Source organism: Albidovulum sediminis, assembly GCF_025380365.1.
Lineage (GTDB): Bacteria > Pseudomonadota > Alphaproteobacteria > Rhodobacterales > Rhodobacteraceae > Albidovulum > Albidovulum sediminis.
On record NZ_JAOCQF010000002.1, the window covers coordinates 150,802 to 174,933 of the forward strand.

Annotated in this window: 19 protein-coding genes; 8 read left to right on the forward strand and 11 right to left on the reverse strand. The window is 68.0% G+C overall.

Translation table 11 applies throughout. The features are described 5' to 3' along the window. Positions 1-918 carry a LysR substrate-binding domain-containing protein gene (locus N5I32_RS12410; protein WP_261496193.1) on the reverse strand — a complete coding sequence of 306 codons (918 nt, stop codon included), beginning with the start codon at positions 916-918 and terminating at the stop codon, positions 1-3. 328 nt (positions 919-1,246) lie between these two features. Here N5I32_RS12410 and acpS point away from each other — a divergent pair, with 328 nt between their 5' ends. From acpS to N5I32_RS12435, 5 genes are read left to right on the forward strand one after another with little or no spacing between them, the layout of a single operon-like run. Next, on the forward strand, positions 1,247-1,660 hold the full coding sequence (gene acpS / locus N5I32_RS12415; RefSeq protein WP_261496194.1) for a holo-ACP synthase: 414 nt from the start codon (positions 1,247-1,249) through the stop codon (positions 1,658-1,660). Positions 1,661-1,714: 54 nt separating this feature from the next. Continuing rightward, entirely contained in the window at positions 1,715-2,497 is a 783-nt protein-coding gene (lepB, locus tag N5I32_RS12420) for a signal peptidase I (protein WP_261496195.1), read from the forward strand. Beyond that, positions 2,494-3,183, forward strand: a complete 690-nt coding sequence (gene rnc / locus N5I32_RS12425) for a ribonuclease III (protein WP_261496196.1) — start codon at positions 2,494-2,496, stop codon at positions 3,181-3,183. The genes lepB and rnc overlap by 4 nt, the downstream gene beginning before the upstream one ends. After that, positions 3,176-4,087, forward strand: a complete 912-nt coding sequence (gene era, locus N5I32_RS12430) for a GTPase Era (protein ID WP_261496197.1) — start codon at positions 3,176-3,178, stop codon at positions 4,085-4,087. The genes rnc and era overlap by 8 nt, the downstream gene beginning before the upstream one ends. Continuing rightward, a complete protein-coding gene (locus tag N5I32_RS12435) occupies positions 4,077-4,418 on the forward strand; it encodes a DUF1491 family protein (protein ID WP_261496198.1) in 342 nt (113 codons plus the stop codon). Before era ends, N5I32_RS12435 begins: the two co-directional genes overlap by 11 nt. Positions 4,419-4,595: 177 nt before the next feature. On the opposite strand, the gene N5I32_RS12440 is transcribed toward N5I32_RS12435, so the two are convergent. From N5I32_RS12440 to N5I32_RS12470, 7 genes are all read right to left on the reverse strand, one after another. Continuing rightward, complete coding sequence (locus N5I32_RS12440) at positions 4,596-5,684, reverse strand: BMP family ABC transporter substrate-binding protein (protein ID WP_261496199.1); 1,089 nt, start codon at positions 5,682-5,684, stop codon at positions 4,596-4,598. Positions 5,685-5,756: 72 nt separating this feature from the next. Beyond that, complete coding sequence (locus tag N5I32_RS12445) at positions 5,757-6,689, reverse strand: ABC transporter permease (protein WP_261496200.1); 933 nt, start codon at positions 6,687-6,689, stop codon at positions 5,757-5,759. Beyond that, entirely contained in the window at positions 6,689-7,771 is a 1,083-nt protein-coding gene (locus N5I32_RS12450; RefSeq protein ID WP_261496201.1) for an ABC transporter permease, read from the reverse strand. Before N5I32_RS12450 ends, N5I32_RS12445 begins: the two co-directional genes overlap by 1 nt. Next, the gene (locus N5I32_RS12455) at positions 7,758-9,287 is read right to left on the reverse strand and encodes an ABC transporter ATP-binding protein (protein ID WP_261496202.1); all 1,530 of its coding nucleotides are present in this window, start codon (positions 9,285-9,287) and stop codon (positions 7,758-7,760) included. The genes N5I32_RS12450 and N5I32_RS12455 overlap by 14 nt, the downstream gene beginning before the upstream one ends. Then, positions 9,284-10,237, reverse strand: a complete 954-nt coding sequence (gene xdhC / locus N5I32_RS12460; protein ID WP_261496203.1) for a xanthine dehydrogenase accessory protein XdhC — start codon at positions 10,235-10,237, stop codon at positions 9,284-9,286. Before xdhC ends, N5I32_RS12455 begins: the two co-directional genes overlap by 4 nt. Further along, a complete protein-coding gene (gene xdhB / locus N5I32_RS12465; protein WP_261496204.1) occupies positions 10,234-12,561 on the reverse strand; it encodes a xanthine dehydrogenase molybdopterin binding subunit in 2,328 nt (775 codons plus the stop codon). The genes xdhC and xdhB overlap by 4 nt, the downstream gene beginning before the upstream one ends. Then, positions 12,558-13,919, reverse strand: a complete 1,362-nt coding sequence (locus N5I32_RS12470; RefSeq protein ID WP_261496205.1) for a xanthine dehydrogenase small subunit — start codon at positions 13,917-13,919, stop codon at positions 12,558-12,560. The genes xdhB and N5I32_RS12470 overlap by 4 nt, the downstream gene beginning before the upstream one ends. A 273-nt stretch (positions 13,920-14,192) precedes the next feature. On the opposite strand from N5I32_RS12470, the gene N5I32_RS12475 reads away from it, so the two are divergent. From N5I32_RS12475 to N5I32_RS12485, 3 genes are read left to right on the forward strand one after another with little or no spacing between them, the layout of a single operon-like run. Beyond that, the gene (locus tag N5I32_RS12475) at positions 14,193-15,011 is read left to right on the forward strand and encodes a DUF6544 family protein (RefSeq protein WP_261496206.1); all 819 of its coding nucleotides are present in this window, start codon (positions 14,193-14,195) and stop codon (positions 15,009-15,011) included. 46 nt (positions 15,012-15,057) lie between these two features. Continuing rightward, positions 15,058-18,561: a DNA polymerase III subunit alpha gene (dnaE, locus tag N5I32_RS12480; protein WP_261496207.1), complete on the forward strand. Its 3,504-nt coding sequence runs from the start codon at positions 15,058-15,060 to the stop codon at positions 18,559-18,561. Next, positions 18,558-20,126, forward strand: coding sequence for a phospholipase D family protein (locus N5I32_RS12485; protein WP_261496208.1), 1,569 nt, complete (start codon positions 18,558-18,560; stop codon positions 20,124-20,126). The genes dnaE and N5I32_RS12485 overlap by 4 nt, the downstream gene beginning before the upstream one ends. 8 nt (positions 20,127-20,134) lie before the next feature. Here the strand turns inward: N5I32_RS12485 and N5I32_RS12490 are convergent, their stop codons facing one another. The 3 genes from N5I32_RS12490 to N5I32_RS12500 form a co-directional block, all read right to left on the reverse strand. Then, entirely contained in the window at positions 20,135-21,211 is a 1,077-nt protein-coding gene (locus tag N5I32_RS12490) for an AbrB family transcriptional regulator (protein ID WP_261496209.1), read from the reverse strand. 100 nt (positions 21,212-21,311) lie between these two features. Beyond that, on the reverse strand, positions 21,312-21,518 hold the full coding sequence (locus N5I32_RS12495) for a SlyX family protein (protein ID WP_261496210.1): 207 nt from the start codon (positions 21,516-21,518) through the stop codon (positions 21,312-21,314). 19 nt (positions 21,519-21,537) lie between these two features. Further along, the gene (locus N5I32_RS12500; RefSeq protein WP_261496211.1) at positions 21,538-24,039 is read right to left on the reverse strand and encodes an adenosylcobalamin-dependent ribonucleoside-diphosphate reductase; all 2,502 of its coding nucleotides are present in this window, start codon (positions 24,037-24,039) and stop codon (positions 21,538-21,540) included. Positions 24,040-24,132: the final 93 nt, after the last annotated feature.

Consider the following 24,132-nt stretch of genomic DNA (forward strand, 5'->3'; position numbering starts at 1 on the left):
CTACGGCGGCGGCGCGGCGCCCCGCGTCCGACCCAGACCGGCCGCTGCCGTTTCCTCCTTCAGCCAGCGCGAGAAGGCTCGGACGGCGCGCCCCGGACGCCTGTCTTCCGCCGTGACGAGCCAGTAATGGTTCTGCGTCGCGTGGCGGCCGTGGAAGGGTTCCACAAGGCGACCGTTGGCCAGGGCATCGACGGCCAGCGTCTCGAATGTCAGGTACACGCCCGCGCCGGTCATTGCGGCGTCGAGGCACAGCATCGCGTCCGAGAACACCGGCCCTTCGCCCGGCACCACGTCGGGGTGGCCTTCGGGGCCAAGCCAGTCCTGCCAGCCGAAGTTCGCGCGGGTTTCGCGGATCACGGGCACATGGGCGAGGTCGCCATGGGTGCGAAGGCTGCGGGCAAGCTCGGGCGCGCAGACCGGAAAGATCACTTGCGGGAACAACCGCTCGGCGTTCACCCCGGGCCATCCGCCCCTGCCCACGCGGACGCACAGGTCGACCTCGCCCGCCGAGGGGTTCAGAAGCGAGAGATCGGCGTCGAAGCGGACACGGATACCCGGATGGGCCGCCTGGAATCGCGGCAGGCGCCAGATCAGCCAGCGCGCCGCAAAGACGGGCGCGACCGATACCGTCAGGACGTTGTCGAGATCGCGCCCGGCGCGCGCGATGGCCGCCCCGATCCGGGCGAACCCCTGCGAGAGCAGCACCGTGATCTCGCGTCCGCGTTCCGTCGGTGTCATGCCGCCCGGCCGCCGCTCGAAAAGCGTCAGGCCAAGCTGCCGTTCGGCCAGAAGCACCTGCTGGCTGACAGCGCCCGGCGTGACGCCAAGATCGTCGGCCGCCGCGCGCAGCGTGCCGCAGCGGGCGACCGCCTCGACGGCGCGCAGGGCGGGCAACGGGATGCGGTTCAGCGGGTTCATATAGCCAGGCTATACCCTGAAGCAGCAATCCGGCAATGCGCGACGGCGACCGATCGGGCAGGAACGACAGCACGACAGCGCCGGAAAGGATCCCGACAATGTTTCGATTTCTTCGCCGTTCCAAAGCCCGACCGCCGGCAGCGGCGACGGGCGACGATCCCTGGGCACGCCCCGAGATCGCCCGGATGTCGCTGCGCGAACTTGCAGACCTGCCGATGCCACGGCCTTCCCCTGTTCCGCGCCCGGCCGATGCGCTATGTGGGACGTCATCGGAAACGCGGGCCGCCTGACGTGACGGGGATCGGCCTGAACGGACAGGCAACCGCCCATGATCCTTGGCATCGGCACCGACCTTGCGAACATCGACCGGATCGCAGCCACGCTCGACCGGTTCGGCGACCGGTTCCTGAACCGGGTCTTCACCGAGACGGAACGCCGCAAGGCCGAACGGCGCAAGGACAGGGCCGGAACCTACGCCAAGCGTTGGGCCGCCAAGGAAGCCTGTTCGAAGGCGCTCGGCACCGGGCTCAGGATGGGGATATCGTGGAAGGACATGGCGGTTTCCAACCTGCGAACCGGCCAGCCGGTCATGCACCTGACCGGCTGGGCCGCCGAGCGGCTGGCCGCAATCACCCCGCCCGGGCATGAGGCGGTGGTCCATGTCTCGCTCACCGACGATCACCCCTGGGCGCAGGCCTTCGTCGTGATCGAGGCGCGCCCCCGTTCCGCCAAGGAAACTTGACACGCCCCGCGCCGGGCCCCATGAAGCGGGGCGCGCAGGAACACGGGACGCATCATGTCGAGCAAAGCCACGGACGGCATCGTCGAAACCTTCAAGACGATCGTCTACGCCCTTCTGATCGCAGGGGTCTTTCGCACCCTCTTCTTCCAGCCGTTCTGGATCCCCTCCGGTTCGATGAAGGACACGCTGCTGATCGGCGACTTCCTGTTCGTCAACAAGATGGCCTATGGCTATTCGCGCTATTCCTGCCCCTTCGCGATCTGCCCCGTCTCCGGCCGCATCCTGGCCTCCGAGCCCGAGCGTGGCGATGTCGTCGTCTTCCGCCATCCCGCGACGGGCAACGACTTCATCAAGCGCCTGATCGGACTTCCGGGCGACACCATCCAGGTGCTGGACGGCGTGCTTCAGATCAACGGGCAGGCGGTGCCGCAGGAACCCGCAGGCATCTTCGAGGAGATCAAGGAACCGCAAGGGTCCGAACGCCTCGTCCCGCGCTGCGCCAACGATCCGGTCGGCCAGGGCGGCATCTGCCAGAAGGAACGCTTCACCGAAACGCTTCCCGGCGGTCGCCAGCACGACATCCTCAACATCACCGACAGCTGGGGGGCGGACAACACGCCGATCTTCACGGTGCCGCCCGGAAACTACTTCTTCATGGGCGACAACCGCGACAACAGCCAGGACAGCCGCATTCCCGTGCAGTCTGGCGGTGTCGGCCTCGTTCCTGCCGAGTATCTCATCGGACGCGCGGAACGGATCATGTTCTCCTCCGCTGGCCGGTCTCTCTTCGCTTTCTGGACCTGGCGGGGGGATCGCTTCTTCAAGGCGATCGAGTGAAACTGTCGGCCGATCTTCAGGCCTTCGCGGCCAGGATCGGGCATGAGTTCGAGCAGCCCGAGCTTCTTCTGCGCGCGCTGACCCATGCATCGATCTCGACTCCGACGCGGCCTGACAACCAGCGGCTCGAATTCCTGGGCGACCGCGTTCTCGGCCTCGTCATGGCCGAGGCGCTTCTGGCCGCCGACGGTACCGCGACCGAGGGCCAGCTTGCGCCGCGCTACAACGCGCTCGTCCGCAAGGAAACCTGCGCGGCCGTTGCCCATGCGGCCGGCGTGGGCGAGGTGCTGAAACTCGGCCGGTCGGAAATGATGTCGGGCGGGCGCCGGAAGGAGGCGCTTCTTGGCGACGCGATCGAGGCGGTGATCGCCGCCGTCTACCTCGACGCGGGCTTCGAGGCGGCGCGCGCGATGGTCCTGCGGCTCTGGGACGCGCGCATCGGCGCGGTGGCCGAGGACGCCCGCGACGCCAAGACCGCGCTTCAGGAATGGGCGCAGGCGCGCGGCATGCCGCCCCCCGCCTATTCCGAGACGGAGCGCGAGGGCCCCGATCACCAGCCGGTGTTCACGGTCGAGGTGCGCCTGGCCTCCGGGCAAAGCGAACGTGCCCGCGCCGGGTCGAAGCGCCAGGCCGAACAGGCGGCGGCAAAGGCGCTTCTGGCGCGGGTGGAGGGAACTGATGACTGAGACACGCGCGGGCTTCGTGGCCCTGATCGGGGAGCCGAACGCCGGCAAGTCCACGCTCCTGAACCGGATGGTGGGGGCCAAGGTCTCCATCGTCACCCACAAGGTGCAGACCACGCGCGCGCGCATTCGCGGGATCGCGATGGAGGGGCAGGCGCAGATCGTCTTTGTCGACACGCCCGGGCTTTTCCGGCCCCGCCGCCGGCTGGACCGGGCGATGGTCGCCGCCGCCTGGGGCGGTGCGGCGGATGCCGATATCGTCGTCCTTCTGGTCGAGGCGCACCGCGGCCTGACCGAAGGGGTCAGGTCCATCCTCGACACGCTGAAGGACCGGCTGCCCAAGGGAACCCGCGTGGCGCTGGCCATCAACAAGATCGACCGGGTCAAGGCCGAGACGCTCCTCGCCCTCTCGCAGGAGCTGAACGCGGCCTACGAATTCGCGAAAACCTTCATGATCTCGGCCGAAAAGGGCTACGGCGTGCAGGACCTGAAGGAATGGCTCGCCGCGGAAGTGCCGGCAGGCCCCTGGTTCTACCCCGAGGACCAGATCGCCGACCTGCCGATGCGGATGATCGCCGCCGAGGTCACGCGTGAGAAGCTGACGCTCCGCCTGCACGAGGAATTGCCCTACCAGCTCACGGTCGAGACCGAGCGGTGGGAAGACCGCAAGGACGGATCGGCCCGCATCGACCAGATCGTCTACGTCGCGCGCGAGGGCCACAAGGGCATCGTGCTCGGCAACCGGGGCGAGACGATCAAGGCTGTCGGCAAGGCCGCGCGCGAGGAACTGACAGAGTTCCTCGGCCGCCCGGTGCACCTTTTCCTGACCGTGAAGGTAAGGCCGAACTGGCTTGAGGAAAGCGAACGCTACAACGAGATGGGGCTCGACTTCCGGGATGGCGACTGAGCCGCGGCTGACCGCCGATTTCTGGGTGCGCGCCTATCTCGCCCGGCTTCGGCTGGCGGACATCCCCGCCTACATCACCTGCCGCGGCGACCCGACCGCGGGGGCGGTGCTGGTGAAACTCGCCACGCTCGACGGGCAGGCACAGCTTTTCCAGCGCAGCTTCGACCTCATGACCGGCGCGCGCGCCTGGGTGACGCTCGCCGCGGGACCGGAGGCCGAGGTCGACGTCGCCGCCCGCCGCCAGCGCCAGATGGACCCGGACCTCTGGGTCATTGAGGTGGAAAGCCGCGAGGGCCGCACCCTTCTCGATGAAGAAGGGCTCTCCGGCTGAAGCCCCCGGGGCACAGGTGCCCGATGACCTTTCAGTCTGGCCCAAATACTCCCGCCGGAGGCGACCCCGCACGCAGTGCCAGAGGTCTTGTGCGCGAGCCCCCAGGGCTCGTGCACGCCGCTTTAAACAGGAAAGGCCCCGTCTTCACGGGGCCTTTCGATCTTGTTCGGGCTGTGATTACTGCGGAATCTCGCCGGTGATGCCTTCAACGAAGAAGTTCATCCCCAGAAGATCGCCGTCGGGCGCGGTCTGGCCCTCGGCCAGCCAGGCGCTGCCGTCCTGCTTGTTGATCGGGCCGGTGAACGGGTGATAGCTGCCCGCCGCGATCGCATCGCGCAGCGCCTCGGCCTCCTTCGTCACCTCGTCCGGCAGGCCGGTGAACTCTCCGATGCCGACGGTGCCCTGGGCAATGCCGTCCCAGGTGTCCTCCGAGGTCCAGTTGCCGTCGATGACGGCCTGGATCTGGCGGATGTAGTAGGGCGACCAGTCGTCGATGATCGAGGTCACGCGCGGGCTGGGCTTGTATTCGGCCATGTCGGAGGCCTGGCCAAAGCCGATGACCTTGCCGCCGGCCTTGGAGATCTCGGCCAGTGCCGCGGTGGAATCCGTATGGGCCGCGATCACGTCCACGCCCGCATCCATCAGCGCCTTGGCCGCATCGGCCTCCTTGCCCGGATCGAACCAAGTGTAGGCCCAGACCACCGACAGTTCCACATCCGGGTTCACCTTCTTCGCGTTGAGGAAGTAGGAGTTGATGCCCATGATCACTTCAGGGATCGGGAACGAGGCGATGTAGCCGATCTTGTTGGTCTGGGTCATGCGGCCGGCGATCAGCCCCTCGATCGCCCGGCCTTCGTAGAAGCGGGCGTTGTAGATGCCGACATTCGGATGCTCGCGCTTGAAGCCGGTGGCGTGTTCGAACTTCACGTTCGGAAACTTCGCGGCGATGGCATTGGTCGGATCCATGTAGCCGAACGAGGTGGTGAAGATGATGTTGCATCCCCCCAGCGCCATCTGGGTCATGACGCGTTCGGAATCCGCGCCCTCGGGGACGGATTCCTGCCACTGGAACTCGACCGCATCGCCGAAATGTTCCTGCGCCTTCATCACGGCGGTGTGGTGGGCCTGCGTCCAGCCGCCATCGCCGATGGTGCCGACATAGACGAAGCAGGCCTTCGTCTTGTCCTGTGCCAGCGCGGCGCTGCCGCCCAGTATCGCCAGGCCGAGGCCCGCCGCGGCCGTTGTCATCAGGGTTCTTCTCAGCATTCCTGTCTCCTGTTGGTTGGGCTTCGGGCCCGGTTGGGTGTGCCCTTTCAAGGGCCTTGCAGCGACACCGTCCTAGCGGGCGGCGTGGAAGTTCTGGCCGAGCGCGGCGGGGGCATTCAGGCTTGCCCGGCCGCGTCCGGAGGACATGATCACAAGCACGACGATGGTTACCAGATACGGCGACATCGACAAGTACTCCACCGGAATCGCCGACCCACCAGCCTGAAGGCTGAGTTGCAGGACGCTGATGCCGCCGAAAAGATAGGCGCCGATCAGCACGCGCCAGGGCCGCCAGCTGGCGAAGACCACGATGGCCAGCGCGATCCAGCCGGCACCCGCCGTCATCCCGTCCACCCATTGCGGCACCCGGACGAGGCTGACATAGGCGCCGCCGAGACCCGCCATGGCGCCGCCGAAGGCGATGCACATCAGGCGGATGCGGTTGACCTTGTAGCCGAGCGCGTGGGCGGCGTCGTGGCTTTCGCCCACGGCACGGATGATCAGGCCCAGGCGCGTGGCACGCAGCACCCACCAGACCCCGGCGACAAGCGCGATCGAGGCATAGACCATCCAGTCATGCGCAAAGAGGATGGGGCCGAGGACCGGGATGTCGGCCAGCGGACCGAAGGGAACCTTGCCGGTGAGCGGCGGCTTGATGCCGTTGTAGCCCTGGCCCATCAGCGACGACAGGCCAAGCCCGAACATCGTCAGTGCAAGCCCCGTCGCCACCTGGTTGGCCAGAACGACCTGGGTCAGGAAGGCGAAGACGAGGCTCAGCACCGCGCCGCCCGCCGCCCCGGCCAGGAAGCCCACGACCGGGCTGCCGGTCGCCACCGCGGCGATGAAGCCGCTGATCGCGCCCACGATCATCATCCCCTCGACCCCTAGGTTCAGGACGCCCGCCTTTTCGACCACAAGCTCGCCCAGCGCCGCCAGCATGATCGGGACCGCCGCAACCATCAGCGAGGCGACGAGGATGACAGGATTGATGCCGCCGAAGTCCATCACTTGACCCCCAGAATTGCAGTGCGGATGCGGAAGTTGGTCAGCACGTCGACACCGAGCAGGAAGAACAGGAGCATGCCCTGGAAGACCTGGATCGCCGCCGCGGGCAGGCCGAGGTTGGTCGCGGCCATCTCGCCGCCGACATAGGTCAGCGCCATCAGGATACCGGCAAAGACGATGCCGATGGGGTTCAGGCGCCCGAGGAAGGCCACGATGATCGCGGTGAAGCCGTAGCCCACGTTGAAGTCGATGCTGATCTGGCCCGCCGGCCCGGTAACCTCGAAAAGTCCCGCAAGGCCGGCAAGCCCGCCCGAAACCCCCATGCACAGCACCACCAGCCGCGACGGGTTGACCCCGTGAAAGCGCGCCGCGCGCGGGGCCTGGCCGGACAGCTTGATCTGGAAGCCGATGATGTGGCGCGACAGGATCACCCAGCCCACGATGGCCACCAGGAAGGCCGCGATGACGCCCCAGTGGATGCCGGTTCCGGCGATCAGTTCGGGGTTGGCCGCGGCAGGAAAGCTCGAGAAGTTGCGGCTTCCCGGAAAGCCCATGCCTTCGGGGTTCTTCAGGAACCCGGTCGAGGCCTTGGCGAGGATCGTCTGCGCGACGTAGACGAGCATCAGCGAGACGAGGATCTCGTTCGTGTTGAAGCGCGTCTTCAGAATGGCCGGGATCATCGCCCAGGCCCAGCCGCCCAAGGCACCCGCGATCACCATCGCCGGGAAGATGAGCCGCGATTCGGTCGGATAGACCGCAAGGCCCACCGCGGCGCCACAGATCGCGCCCATGATGTACTGGCCTTCGGCGCCGATGTTCCAGATACCCGCGCGAAAGCCCAGCGACAGGCCGATCGCGATCAGGATCAGCGGCCCGGCCTTCACCAGAAGCTGGCCCCGCAGGTAGAAGGCGAATTCGCCGAAGATAGGGTCCCAGAAGATCGTGCGGATCACCTCGACAGGATTCTTGCCCATGAAGGCAAAGAGGATCCCCCCCACGATCATGGTCAGGGCGACGGCGACCACCGGGGTGCCGTACTGCCAGAACTTCGAGGGGTTCGGGCGTTTCTCAAGCCTCAGCATGATGCGCGACCTCCATTCCGTGGGCGCCGCCCATCATCAATCCGATCTCGTCGATGGTGAGGCCCTCGACGGTTCTTGGCCGGGTCAGCCGGCCTTCGTTCAGCACTGCGAAGTTGTCGGCAATCTCCAGCAGTTCATCGAGGTCCTGGCTGATGACCACGACACCCGCGCCTTCGGCCGCCCGGTTCAGGATCGCCTGCCGGATCGCCGCCGCAGCCGCCGCATCGACGCCCCAGGTGGGCTGGTTGATCACGATCACCTGCGGGCTCTGGTCCAGCTCGCGCCCGATCAGGAACTTCTGCAGGTTACCCCCCGAAAGCGCCCGCGCCGCGACATGGTTGCCGGGGGTGCGCACGTCGTAGGTCTGGATGATCTCGTCGGCGAAGGCGCGTGTCGCGGCCCAGTCGATGAAGCCGTTGCGGGTCAGGTTGCGCCGGATCGCCCCGGTCAGGAGCGCGTTTTCAACCAGCGACATGTCGGGCGCCGCGCCATGGCCGTAGCGGTCTTCCGGCGCGGCCACCAGGCCCGCCTTGCGCCGCTCGCTCGGGCCAAGGTCTCCGGCAGCGTGTCCGTTGATGCGGATGCGGTCGGCGCCGGTCCGCAACTCGCCCGACAGCGCCAGCAGAAGCTCGTCCTGACCGTTGCCGGCAACCCCGGCGATGCCCAGGACCTCGCCGCGCGCCACGGTGAAGGCGATGTTCTTCAGCGAGGTGCCGAAAGGAATGGGCGAGGCGGCCGACAGGTCGGTGACGCCCAGCACGACCTCACCCTTGGCCGTTGCGCGCCGCTCGGGCGGGGTCAGCGTCGCGCCCACCATCAGTTCGGCCATCTCCCGCGCGGTCGTCTCGCGCGGGACGCAGGTTCCCACCACCTTGCCGCGCCGGAGGATCGTCGCGCCGTCGCAAAGCGCCCGGATTTCCTCGAGCTTGTGGGAAATGTAGAGGATCGCCGTTCCCTCCGCCGACAGTTGGCGCAGCGTCTTGAACAGGATCTCCACCTCCTGCGGGGTCAGCACGCTGGTCGGCTCGTCCATGATCAGGAGTTTCGGGTCCTGAAGCAGGCAGCGGATGATCTCCACCCGCTGGCGCTCACCAGCCGAGAGGTCCCCCACCATGCGCGCCGGGTCGAGCGGCAGGCCGTATTCCTCGCTCACCGCGCGGATGCGCGCGGCAAGTTCCCGCATGGGGGGCGGGTTCTCCATCCCCAGCGCCACGTTCTCGGCGACGTTCAGCGCCTCGAACAGGCTGAAGTGCTGGAACACCATCGCGACGCCCAGACCGCGCGCCTCCGAGGGCTCGGCCGGAGCATAGGACTTGCCCCGAAGCTCCATGCTGCCCTCGTCGGGCTTGACGAGGCCGTAGATCATCTTCACCAGCGTCGACTTGCCCGCGCCGTTCTCACCCAGAAGCGCATGCACCTCGCCCACGCCGATCGAGAACGACACATCCTCGTTCGCCTTCACCCCCGGATAGGATTTGCTGATCCCCCGGATGTTCAACAGCGTTTCCCTCGTCATCCCGCGCGCTCCTTTTCGGTCCGGGCTTTGGCGGATTTCAGCGTCATCATCTCTGCGGCCACGCCCACGGCGATTGCCTGCGGGTGCTTGCCCAGGCGCGGATCGCCGATCGGGCAGCGGATGGCCGCGATCCGGTCCGGCGCATGGCCGAGGGCGGCCAGGCGCGACCGGAATCGCGCCCACTTCGTTTCCGATCCGATCAGGCCGAGGCTGGCGAACCCGTGGTCCAGCAACCGGTGGCACAGGTCGAGGTCAAGCGCGTGCGAGAAGGTCAGGACCAGATGATCCGCGCCTTTCGGTGCCTCGGTGACGATCTCGCCGGGATCGGCTGCGATCCGCTGCACCACGCCGTCCGGCACGGCCGGAAAGCGGCCCGCGTCGGTGTCGATCCAGGTCAGGCGGAAGCCGGGCAGGGGGTGCATCACCGCGACGATGGCGCGCCCCACGTGGCCCGCGCCCCAGATCCAGAGGTCGCGCGCCGGCGCCGTCACCGGCTCGACGAACCAGCCCTGCACGATGCGCGCGGCGGGTGCGAAACCTTCGCCCCGGGCGCGCCTCAGGATGCGGGCGACGGCCATCGGCATTTCGCCCGTCGTTCCCGGCAGCGGCCGTGCCACGACCTCCGCCTCCGCCAGCCCTCGCAGCCCCTCCGCGTCCCAGCACTCCGAGAGGATCGTGACCGCCCCCCCGCAGCACTGGTTCAGCGCCGGTCCCAGCGGCATCCGATCCAGCCGCGCCGCGCCGCCCTTGGCCAGCATCTCGCGGGCCCGTGCGGCCGCCCCGTATTCCAGCGCGCCGCCGCCGATGGTTCCCTCCTGCCCGCCGGCCCAGACCAGCATCGCGGCACCCGCCTCGCGCGGGGCCGATCCGGCAACCTCTGCCACGACTACACGCACGACAGGGCCATGGGCCGCCACCGCGCGGCCCGCTTCTGCCAGATCGAAGCTCATGCCGCCCCCCTTGCGCGCTTGACCGCAGCCAGAACGGCCTCCGCGGTTGCGGGCGCCTGAAGGTCCGGGTAGTTCGGGCCGCAGGCCGCGCAGGCTTGCGACAGCGCCATGAAAGCGGAAATGCCGTGCATGAAGGGGGGCTCGCCCACCGCCTTCGAGCGATAGATCGTGTCTTCCCGGTTCGCGCCGTCCCAAAGCGCCACGTTGAAGACGCGCGGCCGGTCGGAACAGGCCGGGATCTTGTAGGTCGAGGGTGCATGCGTCCTGAGCCGCCCCTTGTCGTCCCAGACCAGTTCCTCGGTCGTCAGCCAGCCCGCACCCTGCACATAGGCGCCCTCCACCTGCCCAATATCCAGCGCCGGGTTCAGGCTCGCGCCCGCGTCATGCAGGATGTCGGTGCGCAGGATGCGGTTCTCGCCGGTCAGCGTGTCGATCACCGTCTCGGTGACCGACGCCCCATAGGAAAAGTAGTAGAACGGTCGCCCGCGCCCCGCCTTGCGGTCCCAGGTGATCTTGGGGGTGGCATAGAAGCCGGTCTGCGAAAGACTGACCCGCCCCATGTAGCAGCGGCTCGCCGCTTCGGCGAAGGTCATCTCCTCGCCGCCGACGATGACCTTGCCATCCTCGAACCGGACCTCGCCGGCCTTGCTCTGGTGCTGCGCAGCCAGATAGTCGGCCATCCGGTCGCGGATGCGGTCGCAGGCGTCCTTGACCGCCATGCCGTTCAGGTCCGACCCCGAGGAGGCCGCGGTGGCCGAGGTGTTCGGCACCTTGCCGGTATCGGTCGCCGTGATCATCACCCGGCCCACATCGACGCTGAAGGCTGACGCCGCGACCTGGCTGACCTTGCGGAACAGGCCCTGGCCCATCTCGGTCCCGCCATGGTTCAGGTGGATCGACCCGTCCTGGTAGACATGGACCAGCGCGCCCGCCTGGTTCAGGTGCGTGAGCGTGAACGAGATGCCGAACTTCACCGGCGTCAGCGCGATGCCGCGCTTCAGGATCGGGCTCTGCCGGTTCCAGTCGGCGATCTCCGTGCGCCGCGCCGCCAGCCCCGCATCCGCCTCCAGCCGGGCCACCAGCCCGTTCAGGATGAAGTCCTCGACCTCCATGTGATAGGGCGTCGTCTGCACCTCTTTCACTTTGGCCGAAATACTCCGGGGGTCCGGGGGCAGCGCCCCCGGCGCCTCGGCGTAGAAGTTCCGCTTGCGGACCTCCGTCGGGTCCAGCCCGAGGTCATGGGCGATGTGGTCCATCACCCGCTCGATCCCGATCATCCCCTGCGGGCCGCCGAAGCCGCGATAGGCGGTCGCAGACTGGGTGTTGGTCTTCAGCCGGTGGCTTTCGATCCGCACATGGTCGAGGTTGTAGGCGTTGTCGGCATGCAGCATCGCCCTGTCCGCGACCGGCAGGCTCAGGTCCATCGACCAGCCGCAGCGCGCGAGCTGGAGGAACTCGATCCCCTCGATGCGCCCCTCGGCATCCACGCCGACCCGGTATTCGATGCGGAAGTCGTGGCGCTTGCCGGTGATGGTCATGTCGTCGTCGCGGTCGTAGCGCATCTTGGCGGGCCGCCCCAGCAGCCGCGCCACCAGCGCGCAGGATACGGCCAGCGCGTTGCCCTGGCTTTCCTTGCCGCCGAATCCGCCGCCCATCCGCCGGCATTCCACCCGGACGGCGTGCATCGGCAGGCCGATCGCCTCGGCCACCTTGTGCTGGATCTCGGTCGGGTGCTGGGTCGAGGACTGGACGACCACGCCGCCTTCGGCCGGCACCGCCAGCGCCGCCTGCCCCTCGAGGTAGAAATGTTCCTGTCCGCCCATGGTGAAGCGGCCCACGATCACCCTCGGCGCGGCGGCGATGGCCGATGCCGCATCTCCCTTGGACCAGACGACCGGCCCGCCCTCGAACCGGCTGTTCGCGGCCAGCGCCTGGTCGACGGTCAGGATCGCGGGTTTCTCGCGATACTCGATCCGGCCCATCCGTGCGGCCTTGCGCGCCTGAAGATGGCTTTCCGCGATGACCAGGAAGATCGGCTGGCCGACATAGTGGACCGTGCCCGTCGCCAGCAGCGGCTCGTCATGGGCCGAGGGCGAGACGTCGTTGGCGAAGGGCAGGTCATCCGCCGTCCAGACGGCAATCACGCCGGGGGCAGCCTTCACCGCCGAAAGGTCCATCGACACGATGTCGGCGTGTGCGACGGTCGACAGGCCGAAGGCCAGATGCGCCGTATTCGCGGGCAGCGCCACATCGTCGATGTAGCGCGCCGTGCCGGTGACATGAAGTTCGGCGCTGTCGTGGGGGATCGGTTTTGCGACGCTCATGCCTGCACCTCCAGGACCGAAGCCGGCGTGCCGGCGCTTTCGTGGAAATGGCGCACCAGCATGTTCTGTGCCGTCTCCAGCCGGTAGGAGGCCGAGGCCCGCATGTCCGTCATCGGGGTGAAGTCGCGGGCGAAGGCTGGCAGCGCCGCCTCGATCGTGGCCAGCGTCCAGTCACGCCCGACAAGCGCCGCCTCGACCGAGGCCGCGCGTTTCGGAGTGCCCGCCATGCCGCCGAAGGCGATCCGGGCGGCGGTCACGCGACCGCCTTCGCGGGTGATGTTGAAGCAGCCGCAGACGGCCGAGATGTCCTGATCGAACCGCTTCGAAAGCTTGTAGCAGGCGAGGTCCGGCGCGGCGTCCGGGATCGTGACCGCCTCGACGAATTCGCCCTTCGCCCGGTCCTGCTTGCGGTAGTCGAGGAAGAACGCCTCCAGCGGCATCTCGCGGCGGGTGTCGCCCCGGCGCAGGTGCAGCGTCGCGTCCATCGCGATCAGCGCGGGTGGCGTGTCGCCGATGGGCGAGCCGTTGGCGATGTTGCCACCGATCGTTGCCGCGCCGCGCACCTGTTCGGAGGCGAAGCGGCGCAGCAGCTCGGCAAGGGTCGGGTGAGAGGACTGCACAGCCTTGCGCAGGGCGGCGATGGTCACCCCCGCGCCGATCCGCAGCCCGCCCGGCACCGTTGCGATCCGCTGAAGGTCGACGCAGGCGTGAAGGAAGGCGACCTCGGGCAGGTCGCGCAATTCCTTCGTCACCCAGAGGCCGACATCGGTCGCCCCGGCAATCAGCGTGGCGTCGGGATGCGCCGCGTACCAGGCGGCAAGCTCGTCGGAGGAGGCGGGCGCGAACGGCGCGGGTCCGGCGCTTGCGGGGCTGTCCTGCACCCAGGTCGGCACGGGCGTGCCTGCAACGGCCTCGGCCGCGCGGATGATGGGCGCGTATCCCGTGCAGCGGCAAAGGTTGCCCGCAAGGTAATCGTCGTGATCGGTCGCGCCGTTCGCCTGCGCCGCAGCCATCGACATGACGAAGCCCGGCGTGCAGAAGCCGCACTGGCTGCCGTGTTTGTCGACCATCGCCTTCTGGACGGGGTGCAACTCGCCCTTCGGGCCGGTCAGCCCCTCGACGGTGCGCACGGCCTTGCCGTGCAACTGCGGCAGGAACAGGATGCAGGCGTTGAGCGCGCGCGTCCCGGCGTCGTCCGTCACCATCACGGTGCAGGCGCCGCAGTCGCCCTCGTTGCAGCCTTCCTTGGTTCCGGTAAGCCCGCGCCCTTCGCGCAGCCAGTCCAACAGCGTCCGCGTCGGGTTGTCGGCCGACACGCGGACAGGCGTTCCGTTCAACAGAAACGCGATGTCGTTCATACTGTGGTCCCGCCGCCTTCTCTTCATCCGGGTTGTCGTGTGCCCGCCCGATGCGGCGTAAAGCGGAACACACCCCGTCTCCCTGTCGCAATCAAGCCTGCATGACGCCCGCATGGCAAGAATTATATCTTCCGGAATTCCGAAGGGAGTTTCAATTTTTCCTGAACAATGCATCGAGGACGACGTCCTGGATGACCGGACCCGATCACTCGGGTAGACTTGCGCGAAGCCCTCGGTTTCGGGGGCACCTTAGCGGCGCGGGGGGCGGCGTCAATGCGTGCAGCGGCTTTTCTCGTGATCCTCGGCGTCCTGCCCTTGCTCGGCCTTCATGTCTGGGCCGCGCATCGGTTCGTACGGCGCATTTCCGCGCGCGTTCGCGCCCTTGGCAGCGGGCGGGTGGAAAGCCGGGGCGACCTGCCGCCCGCGATCGACGCCTTCGCGCGGCGCGGCGGCGCCGGAGAGGGACCGGCCCCGCGCGCGGCGCGGTTGACCCAAAGCGCCGAACTCAGGCTGGGGCAGGGGGCGCCGTTTCGCCCTATCCGCGCAACCCAGCACGTCGCGCTGGCTTCGCCGGGCTTTGTCTGGGAAGCGGTGCGGCGCCTTGGCCCGCTGCCCCTGTTCCGTGTCGTCGATGCCTATGACGGCGCGGCGGGGGGGCTTCTCGAGGCGCGGGCGCTGGGGTCGGTTCCGGTGGCGTCGAAGGCGGGAAGCGACATCGCCCTGGGCGAGGCGCTGCGCTATCTTGCGGAACTGCCCTGGGCGCCGGATGCGATCCTGTGCAACCCCCACATCGGCTGGCGGATGATCGACGCCTCCCACGTCGAGGCGACGCTGCGCCTGCCCGGTGACGTGGCGAGGGTGACCTTCTCCCTAGACGCCGACGGCGACATCGTGCGGGTCGTGGCGAAAGACCGCCCCGCGCTGGACGCATGGGGGCAACCGGCCCGCTACGACTGGCGCGGTCGATTCTGGGGCTACCGCCGGATCGGCCCGCGCCGCATCCCCGAATGGGGCGAGGTGGGCTATGTCTATCCGGAGGGCTACGAAGTCTACTTTCGCGGCCGGATCCTGACCTGCGATCTTGTCGCCTGACCCAAGTCTGCTTCCGCTGTCCGGTCCGCTCCGCTAGTGTCGCCCCATGACCCGCGCGCCCCGATTCATCCACCTTCGCGTCCATACGGAATACTCGCTTCTGGAAGGCGCGGTGCCGGTGAAGAAGCTTCCCGCCCTGGCGGAGAAGATGGGGATGCCCGCCGTCGCCGTGACCGACACCAACAACATGTTCGCGGCGCTGGAGTTTTCGGTGACGGCGGCGGGTGCTGGCGTCCAGCCCATTGTCGGCTGCCAGCTCTCGCTCGACTTTGACCCGGTTCAGCCGGGCGAACGTGCCCGCCCGCCTGCGCCGATCGTCCTCCTGGCGCAGTCCGAAGCGGGTTACATGAACCTGATGAAGCTCAACACCTGCCTCTACCTGCGCGGGGACGGCGCGCTGCCGCATGTCACGGCGGAGGAGGTAGAGGCGCATGCCGAAGGGCTGATCTGCCTGTCCGGCGGGCCGGACGGGCCGGTGGGGCGGCTCCTCCAGACCGGGCAGGCAGGCAAGGCCGAGGCGATGCTGCGCCGGCTGGCCGCGGCCTTCCCGGACCGGCTTTACGTGGAACTTCAGCGCCATCCCGGCGAAGGCGGGCGGCTGACCGAAGCCGAACGCCTGACCGAGCGCGGACATGTCGAGATGGCCTACCGGCTTGGCTTGCCGCTGGTGGCGACCAACGATGTCCACTTTCCCAAGGCGCAGATGTTCGAGGCGCACGACGCGATGATCTGCATTGCCGCCGGGGCCTATGTCGATCAGCAGGAACCGCGCCGCAGGCTGACGCCGCAGCACTACCTCAAGACGCCCGAGGAGATGGCGGCGCTGTTCGCCGATCTTCCTGAAGCCCTGGAAAACACGGTCGAGATCGCGCGGCGCTGCGCCTTCAAGGCGTCGAAGCGCAAGCCGATCCTGCCGCGCTTCGCCGAGGACGAGGTGGAGGAATTGCGCCGTCAGGCCTGGGAAGGGCTGCGCGCGCGGCTTGCCGTCATCCCCCTTTCCGGCACGGTGGAGGATTACGAGGCGCGCCTGAAGTTCGAACTCGACATCATCGAGCAGATGGGGTTCCCCGGCTATTTCCTGATCGTCGCCGACTTCATCAAATGGGCGAAGGACCACGACATTCCCGTGGGTCCGGGGCGGGGGTCGGGCGCGGGCTCTCTCGTCGCCTATGCGCTGACGATCACCGACCTCGACCCGCTGCGCTATTCGCTGCTGTTCGAACGCTTCCTGAACCCCGAACGGGTCTCGATGCCGGACTTCGACATCGACTTCTGCATGGACCGGCGGGAGGAGGTGATCGAATACGTCCAGCAGCGCTACGGGCGCGAGAAGGTGGCGCAGATCATCACCTTCGGCGCGCTGCTGTCCAAGGCGGCGGTGCGCGACGTCGGGCGCGTGCTGCAGATGCCCTACGGGCAGGTGGACAAGCTGTCGAAGCTGATCCCGGTCGAGGGGGTCAAGCCCGTCTCGATCGAAAAGGCGCTGGCCGACGAACCCCGCCTGCGCGAGGCCGCGCGCGCCGAGGAGGTGGTGCAGCGGCTCCTCAACTACGCCCAGCAAATCGAGGGGCTGCTGCGCAACGCCTCGACCCATGCCGCGGGTGTCGTCATCGGCGACCGGCCGCTGGACGAGCTGGTGCCGCTTTACCAGGACCCGCGCTCGACCATGCCGGCGACCCAGTTCAACATGAAGTGGGTGGAGGCCGCGGGCCTCGTCAAGTTCGACTTCCTCGGGCTCAAGACCCTGACGGTGATCCAGAACGCCGTCGACCTGATCCGCGACGGCGGCCGGCACCTGCACATCGCCGCCGATGGGCGGGAACTTTACGCCCCGCCCGAGGGGGCGGTCGACCAGATCAACGCCATCCCGCTGGACGACCGGGCCGCGTATGACCTTTACGCCCGCGCCCAGACGGTTGCGGTGTTCCAGGTCGAAAGCACCGGCATGATGGACGCGCTCAGGCGCATGAAACCCACCTGCATCGAGGACATCGTGGCGCTTGTCGCGCTCTACCGCCCCGGCCCGATGGAGAACATCCCGACCTATTGCGAGGTCAAGAACGGCCTGCGCGACATCGAGAGCATCCACCCGACCATCGACCACATCCTTGCCGAAACCCAGGGCATCATCGTCTACCAGGAACAGGTGATGGAGATTGCCAAGGTCATGGCGGGCTATTCGCTTGGCGGCGCCGATCTTCTGCGCCGCGCCATGGGCAAGAAGATCAAGGAGGAGATGGACAAGGAACGCCCGAAGTTCATCGAGGGCGCGAAAAAGACCCATGACGTGCCGGCGAAGAAGGCGGGCGAGGTCTTCGACCTGCTGGAGAAATTCGCCAACTACGGTTTCAACAAGTCCCACGCCGCAGCCTATGCGGTGGTCAGCTACCAGACCGCCTGGCTCAAGGCCAACCACCCGGTCGAATTCATGGCCGCGGTGATGAACTGCGACATCCACCTGACCGACAAGCTGGCCGTCTACAAGCGCGAGGTCGATCGGATGGGGATCGCGACGGTGGCGCCGTGCGTCAATCGCTCCTTCGCGACCTTCACGGTCAGGGACGGGAAGGTCGTCTACGCGCTGGGTGCGCTGAAGAACGTCGGTGTCGAGGCGATGCGGATGATCGTCTCGGCACGGGGCGAGCGTCCCTTTGTCTCGCTGTTCGACTTCGCGCGGCGCGTGGACCTGAAACGGCTGGGCAAGCGGCCGCTGGAGATGCTGGCCCGGGCGGGGGCCTTCGACGTGCTGGACGCGAACCGCCGGCGCGTCTTCGACAGCCTCGATGCTCTTTCAGCCTGGTCGGCGGCTGTGCACGAGGCGTCGTCGTCCTCGCAGGTTTCCCTGTTCGGGGAAGCGGGTGACGACCTGCCCGAGCCGCGCCTTGCCCCGGTCGACGACTGGTTGCCGGTCGAGCGCCTGGGCGAGGAACACGCGGCGGTGGGGTTCTACCTGTCCGGCCACCCGCTTGACGACTACATGCCCGCCCTCAGGCGCAGGAAGGTGATGACGCTGGCCGAAGTCGCCGCCGCGGCCGAGCGCGCGCCCCTTGTCGCCCGAATGGCGGGCACGGTGGCTAACCGGCAGGAGCGCAAGTCGGCGCGCGGCAACCGCTTTGCCTTCGTCGGCCTGTCCGACCCGACCGGGCTTTACGAGGTCACGGTGTTTTCCGACACGCTCGAGGCCGCGCGCCAGCACCTTGAGCCCGGCAATGCCGTCGTCCTGACCGTCGAGGCGAACATGGAGGGCGAGACGCTGAAGCTGCTGGCACGCGCCGCCCAGCCTGTCGATGCGATTGCCGCTGACGCCGACAGCGCGGGCCTGCGCATCCATGTGGAGAGTGAAACTGCCGTCAGCGCGGTTGCGGGCCTGCTCGCGCGCATGCAGCAGGAGGCGAAGATCCGGTCGCGCGGACCGATCAGCTTCCTGGTCGCCGACCGCGCCACCGGCACCGAGGTCGAGGTGGAGACGGGCCGGGAATATCCGGTCAATCCCCAGATCAAGGGTGCGATCAAGGCGATGTCGGGCGTCGTCCTGGTGGAAGAAGTGTGAGCCGCCGCCCGCGATGGCTTGCGCAGGGCGCGCGCATCCTGGGAACGGTGCTCGCCGCGCCGTTCCGGGCGATAAGGCTGGTCTTTCCGCTGCCGCCCCTCGACCAAAGGGTTCCCTCTGCCGCGATTGCGCCGTCGGAGCGGACGACGCTCGGCGCCTCGGTCCTGCCGCTGGCCACCGCGCATCCTGGCGCCTCGGGGGTCATGGCGCTTGAGGGCGGCGTCGATGCCTTTGCGGCGCGGATGGCGCTGATCCATGCCGCGGAGGCGTCGATCGACCTGCAGTACTACATCTGGCAGGACGACCTGACCGGCCTGCGGATGCTGTCGGAACTTGCCGCCGCCGCGGCGCGCGGCGTGCGTGTGCGCCTGCTGGTGGACGACCTGGGCACACAGTCGCTGGACCGGGAACTCCTCCAGCTTTCCCGCATGCCGATGGCTGAGGTGCGGCTTTTCAATCCTTTCGTGTTGCGCCGGCCGCGGATGCTCAACTACCTTTTCGACTTCGCGCGCCTCAACCGGCGGATGCACAACAAGTCCTTCACCGTCGATGGCGTGGTCACCATCGTCGGCGGGCGCAACATCGGCGATCTCTATTTCGAGACCGGCAACGGGCATTTCTACTCGGACCTCGACGTGCTGGCGCTGGGTCCCGCCGCGCAGGCCGTCGGGGCGGATTTCGACCGGTACTGGAACAGCGCGTCCGCCTTTCCCGTGGAAAGTCTCGTCTCGGTGGCGCCTGGGGGGCAAAGCCGCCTTGCGACCGGCGCGGCGGCCGGACAGTCGCCTGCGCCAGCGTCAGACATAGACGAGGTGGTGCGGGCCTCGACCCTCTGCCACCAGATCCGCGACCAGACTCTGCCCGTCGAATGGGCTGCGGTCCGTCTTTTCAGCGACGATCCCGCCAAGGCGCTTGGCATGGTTGCGGGCGACGGCCTCATGGCCCGCGCGCTGATGGCCGAGATCGGACGCCCCGCCGCCGCCTACGACGTCATTTCCGCCTATTTCGTGCCGGGCACCGAGGCCACCGACAGCCTTGCGCACCTGGCCCGGTCCGGGGTCCGGGTCCGCACCCTGACCAACGCGCTTGAGGCGACGGATGTCGCGCCGGTGCATTCCGGCTACATCGGCTACCGCGGCGCGCTTGTCGATGCCGGTGTCGAGGTCTGGGAACTGAAGGGCGAGGGGGGGGAGCGCAAGCGGGTGGACGATCTGGGGATCAAGGGTATTTCCCGCACCGCGCTGCACGCCAAGACCTTCCAGATCGACGGGCGCCGCGCCTTCATCGGGTCGTTCAACTTCGATCCGCGGTCCCGGCGGCTCAACTGCGAAATGGGTCTGCTGATCGACAGCCCGGCGCTGGCCACCATGATCTCTGCCTGGCTGGACCGGATGCTGCCTACGCGGGCCTACCGTGTCCGGCGCGCCGAAAATGGCCGCCTGGTCTGGATCGGCGGGCACGGCGATCGGGACGAGGTGGTGTGGACGGCCGAACCCAACACCACCTGGCCGCTCCGCGTGGCGGTGTGGGCGATCGGGCTGCTGCCGGTCGAGTGGCTGCTGTAGCCCGTGCCTCAGCGCGCAAGGCGCCGGGCGAAGATCCGCGCCACCGTCACCGCAAGGACGATGCGCAGGAGATGATGCGCGGTCACATAGAGGATCGACAGGTTGAGGCTGAGGGCAATCAGCCCCATCTCGACCAGCCCGCCCGGCGCGAAGGCCAGGAATACCGCCGGCACGGTTTCGCCCACGGCGTCGGCCAGTCCCCAGGCGATCAGGCCCGCGCCGGTCATCATCAGGGCCACACTCATCAGCGACAGCCTCAGCGCCTCGAGGATGCGCCGCTTCGGCATGCCGGCAAAGCGCACGCCCAGCGAGGTGCCGATGACGACCTGCGTCGCCCAGACCGCGACCTGCGGCGGGACTGCCGCGGTCAGCCCGGTCAGGTGCGCCGCCCCCGACAGGAAGATCGGGCCTAGGACATGGCCCGCGGGCAGGCGCAGCTTCAGCCCGATGATGGCGCCGACGACACCGGCAAGGACGAGGATAGCCAGATCGGCGGGCCCCATCGCCGTGCCCGGCAGGGCCGCGCCGCCGGCCGATCCAACCGCGTGGCCCACCATCCAGGTGAAGAAGAGGGGGATGAAGACGATGGTCAGGATCAGCCGCAGGAACTGCAGCATGATCAGCATCTGCATGTCCGCGCCTGCCTCCTCGCCCATCTGCACGGTCTCGACAAGGCCGCCGGGCGCGGTGGCGAACAACGCCGTCACCCGGTCGATGCGCCCGGTCCCGACCAGAAGGCGGAATCCGGCGTAGTGCACCGCCGGGATGAACACCGCGAGGATGGCGAGCGAGGGAAGCCAGGCCAGGGCTTCGGTCAGCAATCCGGGATGCACCGCCCCCCCGATGGCAACGCCGATGACCGGGATGAACAGCATCCGCAGCCGCTGCGGCGCTTCCGGCAAGCGGCCGAGCGGGCGCAGGCCGGCCAGGGCGGCCGCACCCACCGCGAGGAGCGAGCCGAGAAGCATCGGCAGCGGCAGATGGGCCAGCTTTGCCGCGACCCCGCCCGCCGTGCCGATGGCGTAGGTCAGGGCAACGGTCGGCCAGTGCGGGGCGCCGAAGAAGGCGGACAGTCGGGAAGACATCGGAGGGTCGCGTCGGTGAATGCTGGTCGCCGGTCTTGCCCGCGATCCTGACACCAACCTGTCAGCGTGTTCGCCGGGGTGCAAGAGCCAGGCGCAAGGGCTACCAGTGCGGCGGCCTCTGGTCTGCCAGCGGGACGCTGCCGGAGCGTTCCGCCTCGGCCTCGGCCGCGCGTTCCATCAGCAACAGGACGCGCCGGGTCAGAAGGTCGATCTCGCGCGATTGCCTCGCGACGACCTCCGACAGGTCGTCGACCGTGCGCCGAAGATGCGCCAGCTCTTCCTCGGCACGTTCCAGCCTGTCCGTCATGCGCGCCACCCCGCGCAGGTCATGCGCATTTCGAATGGCCGCAGTTCGGGCAGGTCATGCAGCCCTCGCGTTTCTGCATCCCGAACTGCCCGCAGGCCGGGCAGGCCGGGCCGCGCGGCGCCTCGCCAACTGCCATGACCTGCGCCTTGGGGTCGGACTTCAGCCCCATCCCCTCGCCCCGGAGGAACCCGATCGCGACCATGTGGCGTTCTATCACGCCCCCGATCGCGGCCAGGATCGAGGGGATGTAGCGCCCCTCCATCCACGCCCCGCCGCGCGGGTCGAACACCGCCTTCAGCTCCTCGACCACGAAGGACACGTCGCCGCCCCTTCGGAACACCGCCGAGATCATCCGCGTCAGCGCCACGGTCCAGGCGTAATGCTCCATGTTCTTGGAGTTGATGAAGACCTCGAACGGGCGCCGGTGGCCGCCCTGCACGATGTCGTTGATGGTGATGTAGATCGCATGCTCGCTGTCGGGCCACTTGAGCTTGTAGGTCGCCCCCTCCAGCGCCTGCGGCCGGTCCAGCGGTTCGGAGAGGTAGACGACATCGCCGTGCGGGGTGAGGGGTTCATTCTCCCCGACCGCGACTACTTCCGGCGCTTCGGTGGCGCCGAAAAGAAGCCAGCCGGCTGGAACGCCCAGCGCCGCCGCAATAATTCTAGCGCCGTCACGCGACATCTCTCTCTGATTGTTCTTGTAGAAGCTGAGCATGGTATTGGAGATGCCGGTTGCCGAAGACAGCTGCGCCATATTGGCAAAGTTTGAGTTTTTCAGCGCCCACGCAAGTCGATCGCCGCTCGTCTGCAAAACCGGTAAGTCCGCTTTCGCCACACTCAGCACACTCCCCGTCACCGCGTTCGGGCGATAGGTGGTGCAGCCCTTGCAGCCCTGGTCCCAGGCGGCCATGTAGACGTCCTTGAACGCCTCGAAGCTGATTTCCTCGGGGCAGTTGATGGTCTTGGAGATGGACGAATCCACCCATTTTTGCGCCGCCGCCTGCATGCGAACGTGATCCATGGGCGGCAGCGTCTGGGCGTTGACGAAATGCTCCGGCAGGGGCTTGTCGCCGAAGCGTTCGCGCCAGAGCTGGACGGCATAGTCCACCACCTCCTCCTCGGTGCGGCTGCCGTCCTTCTGCAGGACCTTGCGCCTGTAGGCATAGGCGAACACGGGCTCGATCCCGGAGGACACGTTACCGGCGTAAAGGCTGATCGTGCCGGTGGGTGCGATCGAGGTCAGGAGCGCGTTGCGGATGCCGTGCGCGCGGATCGCCTCGCGCACGTCGCCGTCCATCTGCATCATGGTGCCGCTGGCCAGGAACTTCTCGGCGTCGAACAGGGGGAACGCCCCCTTTTCCTTCGCGAGGTCGACCGAGGCGAGGTAGGCCGCCCGCGCGATGCGGTGCATCCAGTCCTCGGTCTGACGGGCGGCCGCATCGGAGCCGTAGCGCAGCCCCACCATCAGGAGCGCGTCGGCCAGCCCGGTGACGCCCAGCCCGATACGGCGCTTGGCCTCGGCCTCGGCCGCCTGCTGCGGCAGCGGAAAGCGCGAGGCGTCGACGGTGTTGTCCATCATCCTGACCGCCACGCGCACCAGATCGTCCAGCGCGTCCTCGTCCAGCGTGGCACCCGGCCCGAACGGGTCGGCCACCAGCCGCGCGAGGTTGACCGAGCCCAGGAGGCAGGCGCCGTAGGGCGGCAGCGGCTGTTCCCCGCAGGGGTTGGTCGCCGCGATCGTCTCGGCATAGCCGAGGTTGTTCATCCGGTTGATCCGGTCGATGAAGATGACCCCCGGTTCGGCATAGTCGAAGGTCGCGCGCATGATCCGGTTCCACAGGTCGACCGCGGAAACGGTGCGGTAGACCTTGCCGCCGAAGGTCAGGTCCCACGGCCTGTCGGCCTTCACCGCCTCCATGAAAGGGTCGGTGACGAGGACCGAGAGGTTGAACATGCGAAGCCGCGCCGCGTCCTGCTTGGCCTCGATGAAGGCCTCGATGTCGGGGTGGTCGCAGCGCATGGTGGCCATCATCGCGCCGCGGCGCGAGCCCGCCGACATGATCGTGCGGCACATCGCGTCCCACACGTCCATGAAGCTGAGCGGGCCGGAGGCATCGGCCGCGACCCCGTGCACGGCCGCGCCACGCGGGCGGATGGTGGAGAAGTCATAGCCGATCCCGCCGCCCTGCTGCATCGTCAGCGCCGCTTCCTTCAGCGCGTCGAAGATGCCGGCCATGCTGTCGGGGATCGTGCCCATGACGAAGCAGTTGAAAAGCGTCACGCTGCGCCCAGTGCCCGCGCCCGCCGTGATCCGCCCGGCGGGCAGATAGCGAAAGCCCGACAGCGCGTCGTAGAATCGGCCCTCCCACTGCGCCGGATCCTTCTCCACCTCTGCCAGCGCGCGGGCGATGCGGCGCCAGGTGTCCTCAACCGTGACGTCCACGGGGGTGCCGTCGGCCTCCTTCAGCCGGTATTTCATGTCCCAGATCTGCTCGGCGATGGGGGCGGCGAAGGCGGTCATGGGTATCCTCGGCGGTCCTGGGGAAGGGCAACCAAGATACGCCCCGCGCCCGGCCTGGTCAACTTGATCTGGCGGCGCATCGGACTAGAATGC

What these genes read in the sequence shown, in the direction of transcription:
- N5I32_RS12410 (WP_261496193.1), bottom strand. Translation starts at nt 918, where the DNA reads ATGAACCCGCTGAACCGCATCCCGTTGCCCGCCCTGCGCGCCGTCGAG.
- era (WP_261496197.1), top strand. Translation starts at nt 3,176, where the DNA reads ATGACTGAGACACGCGCGGGCTTCGTGGCCCTGATCGGGGAGCCGAAC.
- N5I32_RS12495 (WP_261496210.1), bottom strand. Translation starts at nt 21,518, where the DNA reads ATGACGGACAGGCTGGAACGTGCCGAGGAAGAGCTGGCGCATCTTCGG.
- N5I32_RS12470 (WP_261496205.1), bottom strand. Translation starts at nt 13,919, where the DNA reads ATGAACGACATCGCGTTTCTGTTGAACGGAACGCCTGTCCGCGTGTCG.
- N5I32_RS12445 (WP_261496200.1), bottom strand. Translation starts at nt 6,689, where the DNA reads ATGGACTTCGGCGGCATCAATCCTGTCATCCTCGTCGCCTCGCTGATG.
- lepB (WP_261496195.1), top strand. Translation starts at nt 1,715, where the DNA reads ATGTCGAGCAAAGCCACGGACGGCATCGTCGAAACCTTCAAGACGATC.
- acpS (WP_261496194.1), top strand. Translation starts at nt 1,247, where the DNA reads ATGATCCTTGGCATCGGCACCGACCTTGCGAACATCGACCGGATCGCA.
- N5I32_RS12440 (WP_261496199.1), bottom strand. Translation starts at nt 5,684, where the DNA reads ATGCTGAGAAGAACCCTGATGACAACGGCCGCGGCGGGCCTCGGCCTG.
- N5I32_RS12475 (WP_261496206.1), top strand. Translation starts at nt 14,193, where the DNA reads ATGCGTGCAGCGGCTTTTCTCGTGATCCTCGGCGTCCTGCCCTTGCTC.
- xdhB (WP_261496204.1), bottom strand. Translation starts at nt 12,561, where the DNA reads ATGAGCGTCGCAAAACCGATCCCCCACGACAGCGCCGAACTTCATGTC.
- N5I32_RS12455 (WP_261496202.1), bottom strand. Translation starts at nt 9,287, where the DNA reads ATGACGAGGGAAACGCTGTTGAACATCCGGGGGATCAGCAAATCCTAT.
- N5I32_RS12490 (WP_261496209.1), bottom strand. Translation starts at nt 21,211, where the DNA reads ATGTCTTCCCGACTGTCCGCCTTCTTCGGCGCCCCGCACTGGCCGACC.
- N5I32_RS12435 (WP_261496198.1), top strand. Translation starts at nt 4,077, where the DNA reads ATGGCGACTGAGCCGCGGCTGACCGCCGATTTCTGGGTGCGCGCCTAT.
- dnaE (WP_261496207.1), top strand. Translation starts at nt 15,058, where the DNA reads ATGACCCGCGCGCCCCGATTCATCCACCTTCGCGTCCATACGGAATAC.
- N5I32_RS12500 (WP_261496211.1), bottom strand. Translation starts at nt 24,039, where the DNA reads ATGACCGCCTTCGCCGCCCCCATCGCCGAGCAGATCTGGGACATGAAA.
- N5I32_RS12450 (WP_261496201.1), bottom strand. Translation starts at nt 7,771, where the DNA reads ATGCTGAGGCTTGAGAAACGCCCGAACCCCTCGAAGTTCTGGCAGTAC.
- xdhC (WP_261496203.1), bottom strand. Translation starts at nt 10,237, where the DNA reads ATGAGCTTCGATCTGGCAGAAGCGGGCCGCGCGGTGGCGGCCCATGGC.